A 19,683-nucleotide genomic window follows, 5' to 3' on the forward strand; every position below is an offset into this window, starting at 1 on the left:
TCTTTGTGCTCGTCCTGTGTCTTTTGCGCTCATACTGCGTTGGCTGCTCTCGCGAGTGTCAGTCACATACTTATGTATGCTCCTTCCATCGCCTCGTTTGCCGCCTTGTCTCAGCGCAAAATCCTTCGGACTCTGAATCTAAGCTGAAAATTCTCTCAATCCGCCAAAACATCTTCGGCGTTGTAAGGTTAAGCCTCACGGTTCATTAGTACCGGTTAGCTCAACGCATCGCTGCGCTTACACACCCGGCCTATCAACGTCGTCGTCTTCAACGTTCCTTCAGGAGACTTATAGTCTCAGGGAGAACTCATCTCGGGGCAAGTTTCGTGCTTAGATGCTTTCAGCACTTATCTCTTCCGCATTTAGCTACCGGGCAGTGCCATTGGCATGACAACCCGAACACCAGTGATGCGTCCACTCCGGTCCTCTCGTACTAGGAGCAGCCCCCCTCAATTCTCCAGCGCCCACGGCAGATAGGGACCGAACTGTCTCACGACGTTCTAAACCCAGCTCGCGTACCACTTTAAATGGCGAACAGCCATACCCTTGGGACCTACTTCAGCCCCAGGATGTGATGAGCCGACATCGAGGTGCCAAACACCGCCGTCGATATGAACTCTTGGGCGGTATCAGCCTGTTATCCCCGGAGTACCTTTTATCCGTTGAGCGATGGCCCTTCCATTCAGAACCACCGGATCACTATGACCTGCTTTCGCACCTGCTCGCGCCGTCACGCTCGCAGTCAAGCTAGCTTATGCCATTGCACTAACCTCCTGATGTCCGACCAGGATTAGCTAACCTTCGTGCTCCTCCGTTACGCTTTGGGAGGAGACCGCCCCAGTCAAACTACCCACCAGACACTGTCCGCAACCCGGATTACGGGTCGACGTTAGAACATCAAACATTAAAGGGTGGTATTTCAAGGTTGGCTCCACGCAGACTGGCGTCCACGCTTCAAAGCCTCCCACCTATCCTACACATCAAGGCTCAATGTTCAGTGTCAAGCTATAGTAAAGGTTCACGGGGTCTTTCCGTCTTGCCGCGGGTACACTGCATCTTCACAGCGAGTTCAATTTCACTGAGTCTCGGGTGGAGACAGCCTGGCCATCATTACGCCATTCGTGCAGGTCGGAACTTACCCGACAAGGAATTTCGCTACCTTAGGACCGTTATAGTTACGGCCGCCGTTTACCGGGGCTTCGATCAAGAGCTTCTCCTTACGGATAACCCCATCAATTAACCTTCCGGCACCGGGCAGGCGTCACACCGTATACGTCCACTTTCGTGTTTGCACAGTGCTGTGTTTTTAATAAACAGTTGCAGCCAGCTGGTATCTTCGACTGGTCTCAGCTCCGTCCGCAGGGACTTCACCTACACACCAGCGTGCCTTCTCCCGAAGTTACGGCACCATTTTGCCTAGTTCCTTCACCCGAGTTCTCTCAAGCGCCTTGGTATTCTCTACCTGACCACCTGTGTCGGTTTGGGGTACGATTTAATGTTACCTGATGCTTAGAGGCTTTTCCTGGAAGCAGGGCATCTGTCACTTCAGTACCGTGGTACCTCGTCATCACACCTCAGCCTTGATTATCCGGATTTGCCTGGATAACCAGCCTACATGCTTAAACCGGGACAACCGTCGCCCGGATGACATAGCCTTCTCCGTCCCCCCTTCGCAGTAACACCAAGTACAGGAATATTAACCTGTTTCCCATCGACTACGCCTTTCGGCCTCGCCTTAGGGGTCGACTCACCCTGCCCCGATTAACGTTGGACAGGAACCCTTGGTCTTCCGGCGAGCGGGCTTTTCACCCGCTTTATCGTTACTTATGTCAGCATTCGCACTTCTGATACCTCCAGCAACCCTCACAGGTCACCTTCGCAGGCTTACAGAACGCTCCCCTACCCAACAACACATAGTGTCGCTGCCGCAGCTTCGGTGCATGGTTTAGCCCCGTTACATCTTCCGCGCAGGCCGACTCGACCAGTGAGCTATTACGCTTTCTTTAAATGATGGCTGCTTCTAAGCCAACATCCTGGCTGTCTGGGCCTTCCCACATCGTTTCCCACTTAACCATGACTTTGGGACCTTAGCTGGCGGTCTGGGTTGTTTCCCTCTTCACGACGGACGTTAGCACCCGCCGTGTGTCTCCCGTGATAACATTCTTCGGTATTCGTAGTTTGCATCGGGTTGGTAAGTCGGGATGACCCCCTAGCCGAAACAGTGCTCTACCCCCGAAGATGAATTCACGAGGCGCTACCTAAATAGCTTTCGGGGAGAACCAGCTATCTCCCGGTTTGATTGGCCTTTCACCCCCAGCCACAAGTCATCCGCTAATTTTTCAACATTAGTCGGTTCGGTCCTCCAGTTAGTGTTACCCAACCTTCAACCTGCCCATGGCTAGATCACCGGGTTTCGGGTCTATACCCTGCAACTTAACGCCCAGTTAAGACTCGGTTTCCCTGCGGCTCCCCTATACGGTTAACCTTGCTACAGAATATAAGTCGCTGACCCATTATACAAAAGGTACGCAGTCACACCCGAAGGTGCTCCCACTGCTTGTACGTACACGGTTTCAGGTTCTTTTTCACTCCCCTCGCCGGGGTTCTTTTCGCCTTTCCCTCACGGTACTGGTTCACTATCGGTCAGTCAGGAGTATTTAGCCTTGGAGGATGGTCCCCCCATATTCAGACAGGATACCACGTGTCCCGCCCTACTCTTCGAGTTCACAACCTGTGCATTTTGGTGTACGGGACTATCACCCTGTACCGTCGGACTTTCCAGACCGTTCCACTAACACACAAGCTGATTCAGACTCTGGGCTGCTCCCCGTTCGCTCGCCGCTACTGGGGGAATCTCGGTTGATTTCTTTTCCTCGGGGTACTTAGATGTTTCAGTTCCCCCGGTTCGCCTCGTTAACCTATGTATTCAGTTAACGATAGTGCAACGAATTGCACTGGGTTTCCCCATTCGGACATCGCCGGTTATAACGGTTCATATCACCTTACCGACGCTTTTCGCAGATTAGCACGTCCTTCATCGCCTCTGACTGCCAGGGCATCCACCGTGTACGCTTAGTCGCTTAACCTCACAACCCGAAGATGTCTTCAGATTGCGAAAATTTGAGAGACTCGAACACACTTAAACAGTGTGTCGTTTCAATTTTCAGCTTGATCCAGATTTTTAAAGAGCAAATATCTCAAACGTCACCCGAAGATGAGTTTTGAGATATATCGGCACGCGTCTTTCACTCACGAACCAGCAAGTGGCGTCCCCTAGGGGATTCGAACCCCTGTTACCGCCGTGAAAGGGCGGTGTCCTGGGCCTCTAGACGAAGGGGACACTGAAGTCTCAATCGCAAGACGCCTTGCTTCTTTACGTTCATCAGACAATCTGTGTGAGCACTACAAAGGCAGGTTCTTTAAGGTAAGGAGGTGATCCAACCGCAGGTTCCCCTACGGTTACCTTGTTACGACTTCACCCCAGTCATGAATCACAAAGTGGTAAGCGCCCTCCCGAAGGTTAAGCTACCTACTTCTTTTGCAACCCACTCCCATGGTGTGACGGGCGGTGTGTACAAGGCCCGGGAACGTATTCACCGTAGCATTCTGATCTACGATTACTAGCGATTCCGACTTCATGGAGTCGAGTTGCAGACTCCAATCCGGACTACGACATACTTTATGAGGTCCGCTTGCTCTCGCGAGGTCGCTTCTCTTTGTATATGCCATTGTAGCACGTGTGTAGCCCTGGTCGTAAGGGCCATGATGACTTGACGTCATCCCCACCTTCCTCCAGTTTATCACTGGCAGTCTCCTTTGAGTTCCCGGCCGGACCGCTGGCAACAAAGGATAAGGGTTGCGCTCGTTGCGGGACTTAACCCAACATTTCACAACACGAGCTGACGACAGCCATGCAGCACCTGTCTCACAGTTCCCGAAGGCACCAAAGCATCTCTGCTAAGTTCTGTGGATGTCAAGACCAGGTAAGGTTCTTCGCGTTGCATCGAATTAAACCACATGCTCCACCGCTTGTGCGGGCCCCCGTCAATTCATTTGAGTTTTAACCTTGCGGCCGTACTCCCCAGGCGGTCGATTTAACGCGTTAGCTCCGGAAGCCACGCCTCAAGGGCACAACCTCCAAATCGACATCGTTTACGGCGTGGACTACCAGGGTATCTAATCCTGTTTGCTCCCCACGCTTTCGCACCTGAGCGTCAGTCTTTGTCCAGGGGGCCGCCTTCGCCACCGGTATTCCTCCAGATCTCTACGCATTTCACCGCTACACCTGGAATTCTACCCCCCTCTACAAGACTCTAGCCTGCCAGTTTCGAATGCAGTTCCCAGGTTGAGCCCGGGGATTTCACATCCGACTTGACAGACCGCCTGCGTGCGCTTTACGCCCAGTAATTCCGATTAACGCTTGCACCCTCCGTATTACCGCGGCTGCTGGCACGGAGTTAGCCGGTGCTTCTTCTGCGGGTAACGTCAATCAACAAGGTTATTAACCTTATTGCCTTCCTCCCCGCTGAAAGTGCTTTACAACCCGAAGGCCTTCTTCACACACGCGGCATGGCTGCATCAGGCTTGCGCCCATTGTGCAATATTCCCCACTGCTGCCTCCCGTAGGAGTCTGGACCGTGTCTCAGTTCCAGTGTGGCTGGTCATCCTCTCAGACCAGCTAGGGATCGTCGCCTAGGTGAGCCGTTACCCCACCTACTAGCTAATCCCATCTGGGCACATCTGATGGCATGAGGCCCGAAGGTCCCCCACTTTGGTCTTGCGACGTTATGCGGTATTAGCTACCGTTTCCAGTAGTTATCCCCCTCCATCAGGCAGTTTCCCAGACATTACTCACCCGTCCGCCGCTCGTCACCCGAGAGCAAGCTCTCTGTGCTACCGCTCGACTTGCATGTGTTAGGCCTGCCGCCAGCGTTCAATCTGAGCCATGATCAAACTCTTCAATTTAAGTTTGATGCTCGTGAATTAAACTTCGTAATGAATTACGTATGTTCACTCAGAGACTTGGTATTCATTTTTCGTCCGAGGACGTTAAGAATCCATGTCACTTTGAGTGCCCACACAGATTGTCTGATAAATTGTTAAAGAGCAGTTGCGACGCGCTTTAGCGCTCTGTCGCGAGGTGGCGTATATTACGCTTTCCTCTTTCAGAGTCAACCCTGAATTTCAGGATTTTTCTCTTCAACCTAACCGGCTGTTTGTGTGAAGTGATTCACATCCGCCGTGTCAGTGGGAGCGCATTATAGGGAGTTCGCCGGAAGTAGCAAGCGTTAAAATAGAAAAATCTTATCGACCGCTCATTATTTGAACTTTTCACTTATTCATCCTCTTACCATTATAGCCGAAACCCCAGTATTCATGCGGCCTGCAGCGCAGTTTATGGTAAGATCGGTTTTTGGCAAAAATGTGAGTTTTCTCTCTTACCCAACGCCATTATCGCGCCAATGGTGAATTAAGCACCACTCTTGACCCACGACAAAGCGCCCACCCGGCCCCCGTTTCTATAATCAGGCCCGTTTCTTCTTACTGGTAATAATCGATGGCTTATCAACTCAACATTAACTGGCCCGAGTTTTTAGAAAAATACTGGCAGAAACAGCCGGTGGTATTAAAAAACGCGTTTCCGGACTTCGTCGACCCGATTACTCCGGACGAGCTGGCCGGGTTAGCCATGGAGCCGGAAGTCGACAGCCGGCTGGTCAGCCTGAAAAACGGCAAATGGCAGGCCAGCAATGGTCCTTTTGAACATTTCGATGGGCTGGGCGAAAGCGGCTGGTCATTGCTGGCCCAGGCGGTAAACCACTGGCATATGCCCGCCGCCGAACTGGTACGCCCATTCCGCGTACTGCCGGACTGGCGCCTGGACGACCTGATGATCTCCTTCTCCGTCCCCGGCGGCGGTGTGGGCCCGCATATCGATCAGTATGACGTCTTTATTATTCAGGGCATGGGCAGCCGCCGCTGGCGCGTGGGTGATAAGCTGCCGATGCGTCAGTTCTGTCCGCATCCGGCACTGCTGCACGTCGATCCGTTCCCACCGATCATTGATGAAGATCTGCAGCCGGGCGACATCCTCTATATTCCACCGGGATTCCCGCACGACGGCATAACCCACGAAACCGCCCTGAACTACTCCGTCGGCTTCCGCGGGCCCAACGGCCGCGACCTGATCAGCAGCTTCGCCGACTATGTGCTGGAGAACGATCTCGGCGGCGAGCACTACAGCGATCCGGACCTCACCTGCCGCGAACATCCGGGCCGGGTTGAAGAGTATGAACTCGAACGTCTGCGCACCATGATGATCGATATGATTCGCCAGCCGGAAGACTTCAAACAGTGGTTCGGCAGTTTCGTCACCACCCCGCGTCACGAGCTGGATATTGCGCCGGCGGAACCACCGTATGAAGAAGAGGAAGTGGTCGATGCGCTGCTGGGTGGTGAAAAGCTTTCCCGCCTGAGCGGCCTGCGCGTTCTGCATATCGGCGACAGCTTCTTCGTGCATAGCGAACAACTCGACACCACCGATGCCGAAGCGCTGGATGCGCTGTGTCGCTATACCTCATTAGGCCAGGAAGAGCTCGGCAGCGGCCTGCAGAATCCGGCGTTCGTGAGCGAACTGACGCGGCTGATTAATCAGGGCTACTGGTACTTCGAAGAGTGAGAGAGTCGCGATACTGCGGGCAGCCGCCTGGCGCTGCCCGCTGGCTTTCAGCCGTTATTACGCCTATTTCGGCAACACCACAATAAACCGCGTCGAGCGCAGATCGGACTGCGCCGCCACGCTGCCATGGTGGGCGTTGACGATGGATTTCACAATCGCCAGGCCGATGCCGCTGCCCTCCCCTTTGCGCTGGCGCGAGGGGTCGACGCGATAGAAACGGTCAAACAGCCGTGGCAGATGTTCGGCGGCAATCGGCGTACCGGGGTTCTCCACCACCAGGCGGACCGTCTCCGCGCTTTCGCTCAACTGGATGGTCACCGCCTGGCCAGCAGGCGTGTAGCGGATCGCGTTCGACAGCAGGTTGCTGATCGCTCGCCGCAGCATCAGCGGGTCGCCCGTCACCCGGCAGGGGCTGCCGACAAAACGCAGCGCCACCTCTTTCTCTTCCGCCCACGCTTCAAAGAACTCAAACACCTTATGCACTTCATCAGCCAGATCCAGCGCCCGCTGTTCGGGGATCAGCTGGTTGTTATCGGCCTGGGCGAGGAACAGCATATCGCTGACCATTCGCGACATGCGCGAAAACTCTTCGAGATTGGAGTAAAGCACCTCTTCCAGCTCCTGCGGGCTGCGGCTCTGGCTTAAGGCGATTTCGGTTTGCGTCACCAGGTTGGTGATCGGCGTGCGGATTTCATGGGCGATATCGGCGGAGAAGTTGGACTGGCGGGTAAAGACGTCCTCTATGCGCTCCAGCATATGGTTAAACGACAGTGCCAGCCGCTCCAGTTCGACAGGCACCGCCTGCGGGTCAAGGCGCACATCGAGATCCCGCGAGGTAATATTCTGGATCTGGCGACTGATCTGGCGAATCGGCTTATGCCCCTGATAGACCACAAACAGCACGATGGCGATGATCAGCAGGCTGATTATCGACGCGGCGGAAATCAGCTTCGCTTTCAGCTCATTAATATAGTGCAGGTGAAAATCGATGGATAAGGCCATCAGCAGATGGTACGCCGGTTTGCCGTCCGCCTGCTTGCCCAGCGGCAGCATGATCAGCCGCCAGGCGCGGGTCTCCATTAGATGATTATCATGAACCATCTTTCGCGGCTGCGGGTCAGTCCATGAAATCACATTCCCGTCGCGGAGCTGCATCGCCAGCCCCGGCGTACTCAGCATATGGCTGAGATCCGGCCCGTCGGGTGACTGAAACAGAATATTACCCTGGCCGTCGTCCAGACAGATAAAAACGTTGGCGTAGCCCGCAATGATATTCTTCACGATCTCCAGCCGCCGCGCCGGCGGGTAGTCAGCGTGGTCGAGGACCGTCTCCAGCGTGGTGCTGAGCTGCTTGAGATCGTGAACGTCGCGCTCTTCAAAGTGAGCCTTCACCGAATGGATCATGATCCAGGTGAAGGCAAAGAAAGCAATGATGGTGGCGAGGCTGATAAAGAAGGTCAGCCGGGTGGCCAGCGAAAAGGGGCGCTTAGCGGCCATCCGGCACCTCAAGCATATAGCCGACGCCGCGCACGGTCTGGATCAGCTTCGGCTCGAAGTCGTTATCGATTTTGGCGCGCAGCCGCTTCACCGCCACGTCGATGGCGTTAGTGTCGCTGTCGAAATTCATATCCCACACCTGCGACGCGATCAGCGAACGGGGTAGCACCTCGCCCTGATGACGCAGGAAGAACTCCAGCAGAGTGAACTCCTTACTGGTCAGGGTGATACGCGTCGCACCGCGCGTCACCTTGCGGCTGACCAAATCGACGCTGAGGTCGGCCACCTGAAACTGGCTTTCTACTATTACCGCCGCCCCGCGGCGCAGCAGCGTCCGCACCCGCGCCAGCAGCTCCGCAAAGGCGAACGGCTTCACCAGATAGTCGTCGGCGCCCAGCTCCAGCCCCTTCACCCGATGCTCGATAGTGCCAAGCGCGGTGAGCAGCAGGATCGGCATGCCTTTCCCGGCGGCGCGCAGCATGCGCACGATATCCCAACCGTTCACATCCGGCAGCATGATGTCGAGGATCAGCAGATCGTAATCGCTGGTCATCGCCAGGTGATAGCCGTTGAGGCCGTTATCGGCCAGGTCGACGACGAAGCCGGCCTCGGTGAGCCCTTTGGTCAGGTACTCCCCGGTTTTCTTCTCATCTTCGACAATCAAAATCTTCACGGCAGGCTCCTTCACGCGCGCTTTGTGCGGGTATTCAATTTTAGAGGAGCGCCTCCGGATAGCAATGAAATATCAGGAAAATGACAGATTTGTCATTTTCCCGTCACGCCCTGAACAGAGTCCGCTACGTAAAGTAGCCGCCATGGATAAATCGTCGAAACCGTCTGCCGCCATGCGCCCAATCAAGCTTCTTACTCTCAGCGTGATATTCGCCTTAACCGGCTGTCTGTCGCTCGCTCCGGACTACCAGCGTCCCGCCGCGCCGGTACCGCAGCAGTTCTCTCTCAGCCAGAACAAGCTGGTTACTGCAACAGCGGGCTACCAGGAGACCGGCTGGCGCACCTTTTTCGTCGACCCGCAGGTGAAAAGCCTGATTAGCACCGCGCTGATAAATAACCGCGATCTACGGATGGCGACGCTGAAAGTGCAGGAAGCCCGAGCGCAATATCGGGTTACCGACGCCGACCGCTACCCGCAATTGAACGGTGACGGCAGCACCACCTATGGCGGCAAGCTTAAAGGCGACACCACCACCAGCAGCGATTATGCCGCCGGTCTGAATCTCAGCTATGACCTCGACTTCTTTGGCCGGTTGAAAAATCTCAGCGAGGCCGACCGGCAGAACTTCTTCGCCAGCGAAGAGGCGCGGCGTGCGGTGCATATCCTATTGATTGCTAACGTTTCACAAAGCTACTTCAACCAGCGGCTGGCGGCAGCGCAGTTGCAGGTGGCCAACGACACCTTACAGAACTATCAGCAGTCTTACGCCTTCGTTGAAAAACAGCTGCTGACCGGGAGCACCACCGTGCTGGCGCTGGAGCAGGCGCGCGGGATGATCGAGAGCACCCGCGCCGATATCGCCAAACGTCAGGGCCAGCTGGCGCAGGCCAATAACGCCCTGCAACTGCTGCTCGGCAGCTACCAGCATCTGCCGGACGATAGCGCCAGCAGCACCATCGATCTGCAAGGCGTCACTCTGCCGCCATCGCTCTCCTCAGCGATCCTGCTGCAGCGGCCGGATATTCTGGAAGCGGAACACAGCCTGCGGGCGGCCAACGCCAACATCGGCGCCGCGCGGGCGGCCTTCTTCCCGGCGATCACCCTGACCAGCTCGCTCTCCGGCAGCAGCAGCGAGCTCTCCAGCCTGTTTAACGCCGGCAGCGCGATGTGGAACTTCATCCCCAAAATTGAACTGCCGATTTTCAACGCCGGGCGTAATCAGGCCAACCTCGATCTGGCGGAGATCCGCCAGCAGCAGCAGGTGGTCAACTATGAACAAAAAATACAGTCCGCCTTTAAAGAGGTGGCTGACGCGCTGGCCCTGCGCCAAAGCCTGGCCGATCAGATTGCCGCCCAGGAGCGCTATCTCGCTTCACTAAATATCACCCTGCAGCGCGCTACTGCGCTCTATCGTCACGGCGCGGTCAGCTACATCGAAGTCCTGAGCGCCCAGCGCGACATTTTTACCACCCGACAAACCCTGCTGGAACTCAACTATTCCCGTCAGGCAAATGAAATCACCCTGTTCACCGCCCTCGGCGGCGGCTGGATGGAATAACCCAAGGAGTCCCGATCATGAATTCACTCTCTAAAGTCGCCCTGTTCACCCTGCTCTCTGGCGCGGTGTTCGCCGCCCGGGCCGCCGACCCGCATGCCGGTATGGCGATGCACGAGCAGCCCGCTGCCGCACAGGCGCAAAGCATCAGCGGCAAAGGCGTCATTAAAGCTATTGATATGGATAGCAAAAAAATCACCATCGCCCACGAAGCCATCCCGGCGGTGAACTGGCCGCCGATGACCATGCGCTTCACCATCACCCCGCAGACGCAGCTCAACAATGTGAAGGACGGCGACAGCGTGGACTTCACCTTCGTTCAGCAGGGCAACCTGTCGCTGCTGCAGGATATTCGCGCCAACTAATGGCCCGGCGACGGTAAGCCCCTCAACGACTGAATGGACGACCCATGGCATCCCTGACACTGAAAAATACGGCGCTGATCCTTGGCAGCATGCTGATTGGCGGCGCGCTTACCGCGGCGCTGTACGCCCGACTGACGCCGACCCACGCTGCCGCTCCGGCAGCCGAGCAGCAGCATAAGGTGCTGTTCTGGTACGACCCGATGTACCCGAATACTCGCTTTGATAAACCGGGTAAATCGCCGTTTATGGATATGGATCTGGTGCCGAAATACGCCGATGAGGAGAGTACCGCCGCCGGTGCGCCAGGTGTGCGTATCGACCCGACGCAGACCCAGAATCTCGGCGTAAAAACCGCCGCGGTCACCCGCGGGCCGCTGCGCTACGCCCAGACCTTCCCGGCCAACATCAGCTATAACGAGTATCAGTACGTGATTATGCAGGCGCGGGCGGCGGGCTTTATCAATAAAGTCTATCCGCTGACCGTCGGCGACAAAGTCAAGCAAGGCACGCCGCTCCTCGAGCTGACCATCCCGGACTGGGTGGAAGCGCAGAGTGAATATCTGTTGTTGCAGGAGACCGGGGGCACCGCCACCCAGGTTGAGGGGATCCTCGAGCGCCTGCGCCTCGCCGGAATGCCGGACGACGATATCCGCCGCCTGAAAGCCACGCGTAAAATCCAGACCCGCTTTACCCTCAAAGCCCCCATCAATGGCGTTATTACCGCCTTCGACCTGCGTGCCGGAATGAACATCGCCAAAGATAATGTGGTGGCGAAAATCCAGGGTATGGATCCGGTGTGGGTCAGCGTGGCGGTCCCCGAGTCCATCGCCTGGCTGATTAAAGACGCCTCGCAGTTCAGCATTCAGGTTCCCGCCTGGCCGGACAAAACCTTCCGCATCAGCAAATGGACCCTTCTCCCCAGCGTCGATAACGCCACCCGCACCCTGCAGCTACGCCTGCAGGTCAACAACCCGGATGAAGCGCTGAAGCCGGGGATGAATGCCTATCTGCAACTGACCAGTGAAAGCGAACCGATGCTGCTGATCCCCTCCAAAGCGTTGATCGACAGCGGCAGCGAGCAGCGAGTGATTACCGTGGATAACGAGGGCCGCTTCGTGCCGAAACTCGTGCAGGTATTCCATGAATCCAATGGCGTCACAGCCATTCGCAGCGGGCTACAAGAGGGTGAGAAAGTCGTCGCCAGCGGCCTGTTCCTGATCGACTCGGAGGCCAATATCGCCGGCGCGCTGGAGCGAATGCGCGCGCAGGCTCCCGGTACCGCGGCTCCTGCCGCCCACGCGCACTGAGGAACGGAACCATGATTGAATGGATTATCCGCCGCTCGGTGGCCAACCGCTTCCTGGTGATGATGGCGGCGCTGTTTCTCAGCATCTGGGGAACCTGGACCATCATCCACACCCCGGTGGATGCCCTGCCGGATCTCTCTGATGTACAGGTGATCGTCAAAACCCGCTATCCGGGGCAGGCGCCGCAGATCGTCGAAAACCAGGTCACCTGGCCGCTGACCACCACCATGCTGTCGGTGCCCGGTGCCAAAACGGTTCGCGGCTTCTCGCAATTCGGCGACTCCTACGTGTATGTAATATTTGAAGATGGCACCGATCCTTACTGGGCGCGCTCGCGGGTGCTGGAGTATCTCAACCAAGTGCAGGGCAAACTGCCCGCCGGGGTCAGCGCCGAAATGGGCCCGGACGCCACCGGCGTCGGCTGGGTCTTCGAGTACGCGCTGGTCGACCGCAGCGGCAAGCACGACCTCGCCGAACTGCGCTCCCTGCAGGACTGGTTCTTAAAATATGAGCTGAAAACCATTCCTAATGTCTCGGAAGTGGCGTCGGTGGGCGGCGTGGTCAAGGAGTACCAGATTGTTGTCGACCCGATGAAGTTGACCCAGTACGGCATCAGCCTCGGCGAGGTGAAATCGGCGCTGGACGCCTCTAACCAGGAAGCCGGCGGCTCTTCCGTCGAACTGGCGGAAGCCGAATATATGGTGCGCGCCAGCGGCTACCTGCAGACGCTCGACGATTTCAAAAATATCGTGCTGAAAACCGGGGATAACGGCGTGCCGGTTTATCTCGGCGACGTCGCGCGGGTGCAGATCGGCCCGGAGATGCGCCGCGGTATCGCCGAACTTAACGGCGAAGGCGAAGTGGCCGGCGGCGTGGTGATCCTCCGCTCCGGCAAGAACGCCCGCGAGGTGATCTCAGCGGTCAAAGAGAAGCTGGCGTCGCTGCGAAGCAGCCTGCCGGAAGGGGTGGAAGTGGTCACCACCTACGACCGCAGCCAGCTTATCGACCGCGCCATCGACAACCTCAGCTACAAGCTGCTGGAAGAGTTTATCGTTGTCGCGCTGGTCTGCGCCCTGTTCCTGTGGCACGTGCGCTCGGCGCTGGTGGCGATTATTTCGCTGCCGCTCGGTCTGTGCTTCGCCTTTATCATGATGCATTTCCAGGGCCTCAACGCCAACATCATGTCGCTGGGCGGGATCGCCATTGCGGTGGGGGCGATGGTCGATGCCGCCATCGTGATGATTGAGAACGCCCACAAACGGCTGGAGGAGTGGGAGCATCAGCATCCAGGGCAGAAGCTCGGCAACGACAGGCGCTGGAAAATCATTACCGAGGCCTCGGTGGAGGTCGGCCCGGCGCTGTTTATCAGCCTGCTGATCATTACCCTGTCGTTTATCCCGATTTTCACCCTCGAAGGTCAGGAGGGCAAACTGTTCGGCCCGCTGGCCTTCACTAAAACCTGGTCGATGGCCGGGGCGGCGCTGCTGGCGATCCTGGTGATCCCGATCCTGATGGGCTTCTGGATCCGCGGCAAGATCCCGGCGGAGAGCAGCAACCCGCTGAACCGCTTTTTGATCCGCATTTATCACCCGCTGCTGCTGAAGGTGCTGCACTGGCCGAAGACCACTCTGCTGATCGCGCTCCTGTCGATCCTGACAGTTGTCTGGCCGCTTAACCGGGTCGGCGGCGAGTTTCTGCCGCAGATCAACGAGGGCGATCTGCTGTATATGCCGTCCACGCTGCCGGGGATCTCCGCTGCGCAGGCGGCGGATATGCTGCAGAAAACCGATAAACTGATCATGACGGTGCCGGAGGTGGCCCGGGTGTTCGGCAAAACCGGCAAGGCCGAAACCGCCACCGACTCGGCGCCGCTGGAGATGGTAGAGACCACGATTCAACTTAAGCCCCAGGATCAGTGGCGACCGGGGATGACCATGGCGAAGATCGTCGACGAACTGGACAAGACCGTGCGCCTGCCGGGGCTGGCGAACCTGTGGGTGCCGCCGATCCGCAACCGCATCGACATGCTCTCCACCGGCATCAAGAGCCCGATCGGCATTAAGGTTTCCGGCACTAACCTGGCTGATATCGACGCCATCGCCGGGCAAATTGAGGTCGTGGCGCGCACTGTGCCGGGAGTCACGTCGGCATTAGCCGAGCGGCTGGTCGGTGGGCGCTACCTCGACATTGATATCCAGCGTGAGAAGGCGGCCCGCTACGGAATGACCGTCGGCGACGTGCAGCTGTTCGTCTCGTCCGCTATCGGCGGGGCGATGGTCGGCGAAACGGTGGAGGGCGTCGAGCGCTATCCAATCAACATCCGCTACCCGCAGCGCTATCGCGACAGCCCGGAGACCCTGCGCCAGATGCCGATCCTCACCCCGCTGAAGCAACAGATCGTTCTCGGCGACGTCGCTGAGGTCAAGGTCGTTACCGGGCCATCGATGCTGAAGACCGAGAACGCCCGCCCCACCAGCTGGATCTACATCGACGCCCGCGACCGCGACATGGTGTCGGTAGTGCGCGATCTGCAGCAGGCCATCGGCAAGGAGGTGAAGCTGAAGCCGGGCATCAGCGTCTCCTACTCCGGGCAGTTTGAGCTGCTGGAGCGCGCCAATCAGAAGCTGAAGCTGATGGTGCCGATGACGCTAATGATTATCTTCGTGCTGCTGTACCTGGCGTTCCGCCGCGTCGGCGAGGCGCTGCTGATTATCACCAGCGTGCCGTTCGCCCTCGTCGGCGGGATCTGGTTTCTCTACTGGATGGGGTTCCATTTATCGGTAGCCACCGGGACCGGCTTTATCGCCCTGGCCGGGGTGGCGGCGGAGTTTGGCGTGGTGATGCTGATGTACCTGCGCCATGCCATTGAGGCGGAGCCATCGCTGGAGAATCCGCAGACTTTCAGCGTCGATAAGCTCGACGAGGCGCTGTACCAGGGGGCGGTGCTGCGCGTGCGGCCGAAGGCGATGACCGTGGCGGTGATTATCGCCGGCCTGCTGCCGATTTTATGGGGCACCGGCGCCGGTTCGGAAGTCATGAGCCGTATCGCCGCGCCGATGATTGGCGGGATGATCACCGCCCCGCTGCTGTCGCTGTTTATCATTCCGGCGGCGTATAAGCTGATGTGGCTGTCCCGGCATCGGGGCAAGCGTAGCCAATAGCCCGCCGCGTTTACGCCGGTCCGGGAAATTGGCTATAGTGGCGCCATTCTTCTGGCCGGCGTGAACGTCCCTATGAATCTGAACCTGGTATGTTATTCCCTGCTGCTGCTCACCGCCGTGGGCAGCGCCCTGCTGCCCTACCCGCTGGCGATGTGGTTTTTACTGAGCAGCCTTCTGACATGGCTTATCTATGGCGCCGACAAGCTGGCGGCGCGCAAAGCCTGGCGCCGGGTGCCGGAAACCACGCTGCTGGTGCTGGGCCTGGCGGGAGGCTGGCCGGGGGCCATCCTCGGCCAGCAGTGCTTTCGCCATAAAACGCAAAAGCAGCCCTTCCGGACGCGGTTTTTCATCAGCGTAGCGCTCAACGTGGCGGCGCTGGCCGGGCTGTACGTGGTTTATACCCATCTGCTCAGCCGCTAAGCGGCGAGGCTAGCGCGGCGTCTGGCGGATCCACACCAGGCGATCGACGTCAAAGCCCAGCTCGCGCGCGGTATTCAGGTAATCCTGCTTCACCGCCGCCGGAATGGTGGGGGTGCGCGACAGGATCCACAGATAGTCGCGGTTGGGGCCGCTGACCAGCGCGTACTGGTAGTCATCGTCCAGGCGGATCACGTTATAGCCGCCGTAGAATGGCCCGAAGAACGACACCTTCAGCGCCGCGGTGGTGGGGGCGCCGGTGAAGTAGGCTTTTCCGTCGCTCTCATTCCAGCGTTTTTTGACCGGGTCATAACCGCGATTGACGACGCTGATCCCCCCGTCGCTGCGGGTGCCGTAGGTGGCGGTCACCTGCTCCAGGCCTCGCTCGAAGCGATTCTCCAGGCGGGCGACCTCATACCATTTCCCGAGGTAACGGCTGGCGTCAAACCCGCTAATCGGCTGTACGCCCTTCGGCGGGGTGGGCGATTTGCAGGCCACCAGGGTTAACGCGATAGCAACGCCAGTGACAACAGGCCATAGCTTCATGAGAACTCCTTTCATTTACGCGGTTGGGGAAAGTGTAGTGCAAAGCCACTACACTTCACGCCAGCCGACGTGATTCGTAGTATATTGAGAATATTCTTTGTTAACAGGTGGCCTCCATGCCTTACTCCATCGGCGAATTTGCCCGACTATGCGGGATAAATGCGACCACGCTTCGCGCCTGGCAGCGCCGCTACGGCCTGCTTAAGCCGCTGCGCACCGATGGTGGACACCGTCTGTACAGCGATGACGACGTCCAGCAGGCGCTGAAGATCCTCGACTGGGTGAAAAAAGGGGTGCCGGTTAGCCAGGTGAAGCCCCTGCTGTCGCGCCCCGGCGCGCGGCGCACCAACAACTGGCTGACGCTGCAGGAGACCATGCTGCAGCGGCTGAAAGAGGGAAAAATCGAGTCCCTGCGCCAGCTGATCTACGACGCCGGGCGCGAATATCCGCGTCAGGAGCTGGTAACCGAAGTGCTGCGTCCGCTGCGCAGCCAGGTCTCCGCCAACGTGCCAGCCATCATGACGCTGCGCGAAATCCTCGACGGCATCATCATCGCCTATACCTCGTTTTGCCTCGAAGGCGACAAGAAGGCGCCCGGGGATAACTTTCTGATCACCGGCTGGCACCTGACCGACGCCTGCGAAATCTGGCTTGAGGCGCTCAAACGTACCGGCCAGGGTCATCGCATCGACGTCCTGCCGGTGCCTCCCGCCGCCCTGGCGCCGGAGATTTTCCCCCAGCGCAACTGGCTGCTGGTTACCAGCGGCAAACTTTCCGCCGCCCGCCAGAGGCAGGTGGAACTCTGGCAGCAGCAGGTCGTCTCCCTCGAGGTAATTCCGCTCTAACCCCCTGTTTTCACTTACCCCCACTCTCTGTTCCGCCAGCGCCCGGTGGCGCGGCCGGCACACGCTTGCCCTTCGCACCACTCGCGATTTTCACCCCTTAAAACACTAATCATAACAACATGATTTTTAACACAAATAAAATATATTTTATCACAAACTTGGACAAATAATTTTATTTGTGTAAGTTTTAAGTATGCCATAACGCCACCCTATCTAGCCAGGATGTGATCCATGAGCACCTCGCCGTCCGTGATTCGTCGTTTCGTTGAGTACTACGCTGGGCTGGACGCGCAGCCGCCCGCGGCGCTGGCCGCGCTGTACCATCCGGACGCGACGCTGAGCGATCCTTTTGGGCAGCATCAGGGGCTGTTCGCCATCCAGCGCTACTTTACCCATCTGCTGGCCAACGTGGAGCAGTGCCGGTTCACCATCGACACGCCGCTCTGCGACGGCCAACGGTTCGCCGTGACCTGGACCATGCACTGGTCGCATCCGCGCATTGCCGGTGGAGAAACCCTGGCCCTGCCGGGTTGCTCGGTGGTGGACATCGCCGGGGAGCAGATCCTCCATCAGCGCGACTACTACGACGCCGGGGAGATGATCTACGAGCATCTTCCCCTGCTGGGCTGGGCGGTACGCGGCGTGAAGCGGAGGGTGCGCTCATGATGACGGTGCTCATCACCGGCGCCAGCTCCGGGATCGGCGCCGGTCTGGCGAAATCCTTCGCGGCGGATGGCCATCTGGTTATCGCCTGCGGGCGCGATGCTTCGCGCCTGGCAACGCTCCAGCAGTTCAGCCCCAACATCAGTGGGCGCCTGTTCGATATGACAGACAGGGACGCCTGTCGCCAGGCGCTGACGGGCTGTTTTGCCGACCTGATCATTCTCTGCGCCGGGACCTGCGAATACCTCGACCACGGGCAGGTGGATGCCGCCCTCGTGGAGCGAGTGATGGCCACCAACTTTCTCGGGCCGGTGAACTGCCTGGCGGCGCTGCAGACGCAGCTGGAGGCAGGCGATCGGGTGGTGCTGGTCAGCTCGATGGCGCACTGGCTACCCTTCCCGCGCGCGGAAGCCTATGGCGCCTCCAAGGCGGCGCTGACCTGGTTTGCCAACAGCCTGCGTCTGGACTGGGAGCCCAAAGGGGTGGCCGTCACGGTGGTCTCTCCGGGCTTCGTCGACACCCCGCTGACGCGCAAAAACGACTTCGCCATGCCCGGCCGGGTGAGCGTGGATCGGGCGGTGACGGCGATCCGCCATGGCCTGGTGAAGGGCAAAAACCACATCGCCTTCCCCACCGGTTTCAGCCTGGCCCTGCGGCTGCTGGCCAGCCTGCCATCGGGTATCCAGCGCCTGCTGTTGCGCAGGATGGTGCGCTCATGAACATCGCCATCATCGGCAGCGGCATCGCCGGGCTGACCTGCGCCTGGCGGCTGGCCGGACACCATCAGGTGACGCTGTTCGAAGCGGGCGCCACGCCGGGCGGCCACACCGCCACCGTGGATGTCGCCACGCCGCAGGGCACCTGGGCCATCGATACCGGATTTATCGTCTACAACGATCGCACCTATCCGCGCTTTATGGGCCTGCTCAGCGAGCTGGGGATCGACGGGCAAAAAACGCAGATGAGCTTCTCGGTTCACAACCCGACCAGCGGCCTGGAGTACAACGGTCACAGCCTGACCTCGCTTTTCGCCCAGCGGCGCAATCTGCTGAAGCCGGCCTTCTGGGGGCTGCTGAGCGAGATCGTCCGCTTCAACCGGCTGGCGAAACTGGCGCTGACCGAGGCGCTGGATCCGGGCGCGACGCTGGAGAGCTTCCTCGCCCGCCACCGTTTCAGCCCCTTCTTCGCCCGCCACTATATTCTGCCGATGGGAGCGGCCATCTGGTCGTCGTCGCTGCAGGAGATGCGCCGCTTCCCGTTGCCGCTGTTTTTGCGCTTCTTTGAAAACCACGGTCTGCTGGATATTCGCGATCGCCCGCAATGGTACGTGGTGCCCGGCGGTTCCCGAGAGTACGTTCGCGCCCTGCTCACCAGGCTCGGCGATCGTCTGGACCTGCGGCTCAACGCGCCGGTGCAGCAGGTGGACCGCCACCCGGCGGGGGTCACCCTGCGGCTGGCGTCCGGGGAGGCGCATTTTGACCAGGTGATTTTCGCCTGCCACTCCGCACAGGCCCTGGCGATGCTGGCGGCGCCCACCGATTCCGAACGAGAAGTCCTCGGGGACATCGGCTGGCAGCGTAACGAGGTGGTGCTGCACAGCGATCCGCGCTGGCTGCCGGAGCGCCAGCGCGCCTGGGCCAGCTGGAACTATCGCCTGAGCGACGGGGATCGGGCACGGGCCTGCGTCACCTACAACATGAATATTCTCCAGGGGCTGCCCGCGGGCGCGCCGCTGTTCTGCGTCACCCTCAACCCGGACGCGCCGGTGGACGATCGCTATGTCTGGCAGCGCTTCGTCTATGAGCATCCGCTGTTTAACCCGCAAAGCTGGTCGGCCCAGCTGCGGCGCGAAGAGATTAACGGCCAGCAGCGGAGCTGGTACTGCGGGGCCTACTGGTACAACGGCTTTCATGAGGATGGGGTGCGCAGCGCGCTCGACGTGGTACAGGGCATCGCCGCGGCGGAGGGCAAGTGA

Annotated in this window: 13 protein-coding genes, 1 tRNA gene and 2 rRNA genes; 10 read left to right on the forward strand and 6 right to left on the reverse strand. The window is 58.7% G+C overall.

Translation table 11 applies throughout. The features are described 5' to 3' along the window. Positions 1-184: 184 nt before the first annotated feature. The 3 genes from LGL98_RS22050 to LGL98_RS22060 all read right to left on the reverse strand — a co-directional run bounded on the left by LGL98_RS22050 (position 185) and on the right by LGL98_RS22060 (position 4,965). Positions 185-3,086 (reverse strand): 23S ribosomal RNA (locus LGL98_RS22050). Between the two features lie 178 nt (positions 3,087-3,264). Further along, positions 3,265-3,340 (reverse strand) — tRNA-Glu (locus tag LGL98_RS22055). Between the two features lie 85 nt (positions 3,341-3,425). Continuing rightward, positions 3,426-4,965: ribosomal RNA gene (locus tag LGL98_RS22060) — 16S ribosomal RNA — on the reverse strand. The 16S and 23S rRNA genes sit together here with 1 tRNA gene alongside, the layout of an rRNA operon. Before the next feature lie 592 nt (positions 4,966-5,557). Between LGL98_RS22060 and LGL98_RS22065 the strand changes: the two genes are divergently transcribed. After that, positions 5,558-6,679: a ribosomal protein uL16 3-hydroxylase gene (locus LGL98_RS22065; protein WP_136033149.1), complete on the forward strand. Its 1,122-nt coding sequence runs from the start codon at positions 5,558-5,560 to the stop codon at positions 6,677-6,679. Between the two features lie 63 nt (positions 6,680-6,742). On the opposite strand, the gene LGL98_RS22070 is transcribed toward LGL98_RS22065, so the two are convergent. After that, positions 6,743-8,176 carry a Cu(+)/Ag(+) sensor histidine kinase gene (locus LGL98_RS22070; protein ID WP_136033151.1) on the reverse strand — a complete coding sequence of 478 codons (1,434 nt, stop codon included), beginning with the start codon at positions 8,174-8,176 and terminating at the stop codon, positions 6,743-6,745. Then, complete coding sequence (gene cusR, locus LGL98_RS22075) at positions 8,166-8,849, reverse strand: copper response regulator transcription factor CusR (protein WP_136033153.1); 684 nt, start codon at positions 8,847-8,849, stop codon at positions 8,166-8,168. The genes LGL98_RS22070 and cusR overlap by 11 nt, the downstream gene beginning before the upstream one ends. A 172-nt stretch (positions 8,850-9,021) precedes the next feature. Between cusR and LGL98_RS22080 the strand changes: the two genes are divergently transcribed. The 5 genes from LGL98_RS22080 (at position 9,022) to LGL98_RS22100 (ending at position 15,657) form a co-directional block, all read left to right on the forward strand. Next, positions 9,022-10,407 carry an efflux transporter outer membrane subunit gene (locus LGL98_RS22080; RefSeq protein ID WP_136033176.1) on the forward strand — a complete coding sequence of 462 codons (1,386 nt, stop codon included), beginning with the start codon at positions 9,022-9,024 and terminating at the stop codon, positions 10,405-10,407. A 17-nt stretch (positions 10,408-10,424) separates the two neighbouring features. Next, positions 10,425-10,769, forward strand: a complete 345-nt coding sequence (gene cusF / locus LGL98_RS22085; protein ID WP_136033155.1) for a cation efflux system protein CusF — start codon at positions 10,425-10,427, stop codon at positions 10,767-10,769. A 44-nt stretch (positions 10,770-10,813) separates the two neighbouring features. Beyond that, positions 10,814-12,076 carry an efflux RND transporter periplasmic adaptor subunit gene (locus tag LGL98_RS22090; protein WP_136033157.1) on the forward strand — a complete coding sequence of 421 codons (1,263 nt, stop codon included), beginning with the start codon at positions 10,814-10,816 and terminating at the stop codon, positions 12,074-12,076. Between the two features lie 11 nt (positions 12,077-12,087). Further along, positions 12,088-15,237: a CusA/CzcA family heavy metal efflux RND transporter gene (locus LGL98_RS22095; protein ID WP_136033160.1), complete on the forward strand. Its 3,150-nt coding sequence runs from the start codon at positions 12,088-12,090 to the stop codon at positions 15,235-15,237. Between the two features lie 72 nt (positions 15,238-15,309). Continuing rightward, positions 15,310-15,657, forward strand: coding sequence for a DUF1294 domain-containing protein (locus tag LGL98_RS22100; protein ID WP_004177568.1), 348 nt, complete (start codon positions 15,310-15,312; stop codon positions 15,655-15,657). 9 nt (positions 15,658-15,666) lie between these two features. Here LGL98_RS22100 and LGL98_RS22105 read toward each other — a convergent pair whose 3' ends face one another. Further along, complete coding sequence (locus LGL98_RS22105) at positions 15,667-16,200, reverse strand: lipocalin family protein (protein WP_009309842.1); 534 nt, start codon at positions 16,198-16,200, stop codon at positions 15,667-15,669. A gap of 116 nt (positions 16,201-16,316) precedes the next feature. On the opposite strand from LGL98_RS22105, the gene LGL98_RS22110 reads away from it, so the two are divergent. The 4 genes from LGL98_RS22110 to LGL98_RS22125 all read left to right on the forward strand — a co-directional run bounded on the left by LGL98_RS22110 (position 16,317) and on the right by LGL98_RS22125 (position 19,683). Continuing rightward, entirely contained in the window at positions 16,317-17,045 is a 729-nt protein-coding gene (locus tag LGL98_RS22110) for a MerR family transcriptional regulator (protein ID WP_002887258.1), read from the forward strand. Positions 17,046-17,276: 231 nt separating this feature from the next. Then, positions 17,277-17,711 (forward strand): nuclear transport factor 2 family protein, encoded by a 435-nt coding sequence (locus LGL98_RS22115; RefSeq protein ID WP_008807076.1) that lies wholly within the window; start codon positions 17,277-17,279, stop codon positions 17,709-17,711. Continuing rightward, positions 17,708-18,427: an SDR family NAD(P)-dependent oxidoreductase gene (locus LGL98_RS22120; RefSeq protein WP_136033164.1), complete on the forward strand. Its 720-nt coding sequence runs from the start codon at positions 17,708-17,710 to the stop codon at positions 18,425-18,427. Before LGL98_RS22115 ends, LGL98_RS22120 begins: the two co-directional genes overlap by 4 nt. Then, positions 18,424-19,683 (forward strand): NAD(P)/FAD-dependent oxidoreductase, encoded by a 1,260-nt coding sequence (locus LGL98_RS22125; RefSeq protein WP_136033166.1) that lies wholly within the window; start codon positions 18,424-18,426, stop codon positions 19,681-19,683. Before LGL98_RS22120 ends, LGL98_RS22125 begins: the two co-directional genes overlap by 4 nt.

Source organism: Klebsiella africana (assembly GCF_020526085.1).
In the GTDB taxonomy this organism is placed as follows: Bacteria; Pseudomonadota; Gammaproteobacteria; order Enterobacterales; family Enterobacteriaceae; genus Klebsiella; species Klebsiella africana.

Bases quoted from the DNA above. Each gene is read 5' to 3' on its own strand.
- LGL98_RS22120 (WP_136033164.1), top strand. From the start codon at position 17,708: ATGATGACGGTGCTCATCACCGGCGCCAGCTCCGGGATCGGCGCCGGT.
- LGL98_RS22090 (WP_136033157.1), top strand. From the start codon at position 10,814: ATGGCATCCCTGACACTGAAAAATACGGCGCTGATCCTTGGCAGCATG.
- LGL98_RS22080 (WP_136033176.1), top strand. From the start codon at position 9,022: ATGCGCCCAATCAAGCTTCTTACTCTCAGCGTGATATTCGCCTTAACC.
- LGL98_RS22070 (WP_136033151.1), bottom strand. From the start codon at position 8,176: ATGGCCGCTAAGCGCCCCTTTTCGCTGGCCACCCGGCTGACCTTCTTT.
- LGL98_RS22115 (WP_008807076.1), top strand. From the start codon at position 17,277: ATGAGCACCTCGCCGTCCGTGATTCGTCGTTTCGTTGAGTACTACGCT.
- LGL98_RS22095 (WP_136033160.1), top strand. From the start codon at position 12,088: ATGATTGAATGGATTATCCGCCGCTCGGTGGCCAACCGCTTCCTGGTG.
- cusF (WP_136033155.1), top strand. From the start codon at position 10,425: ATGAATTCACTCTCTAAAGTCGCCCTGTTCACCCTGCTCTCTGGCGCG.
- LGL98_RS22125 (WP_136033166.1), top strand. From the start codon at position 18,424: ATGAACATCGCCATCATCGGCAGCGGCATCGCCGGGCTGACCTGCGCC.
- LGL98_RS22110 (WP_002887258.1), top strand. From the start codon at position 16,317: ATGCCTTACTCCATCGGCGAATTTGCCCGACTATGCGGGATAAATGCG.
- LGL98_RS22100 (WP_004177568.1), top strand. From the start codon at position 15,310: ATGAATCTGAACCTGGTATGTTATTCCCTGCTGCTGCTCACCGCCGTG.
- LGL98_RS22105 (WP_009309842.1), bottom strand. From the start codon at position 16,200: ATGAAGCTATGGCCTGTTGTCACTGGCGTTGCTATCGCGTTAACCCTG.
- LGL98_RS22065 (WP_136033149.1), top strand. From the start codon at position 5,558: ATGGCTTATCAACTCAACATTAACTGGCCCGAGTTTTTAGAAAAATAC.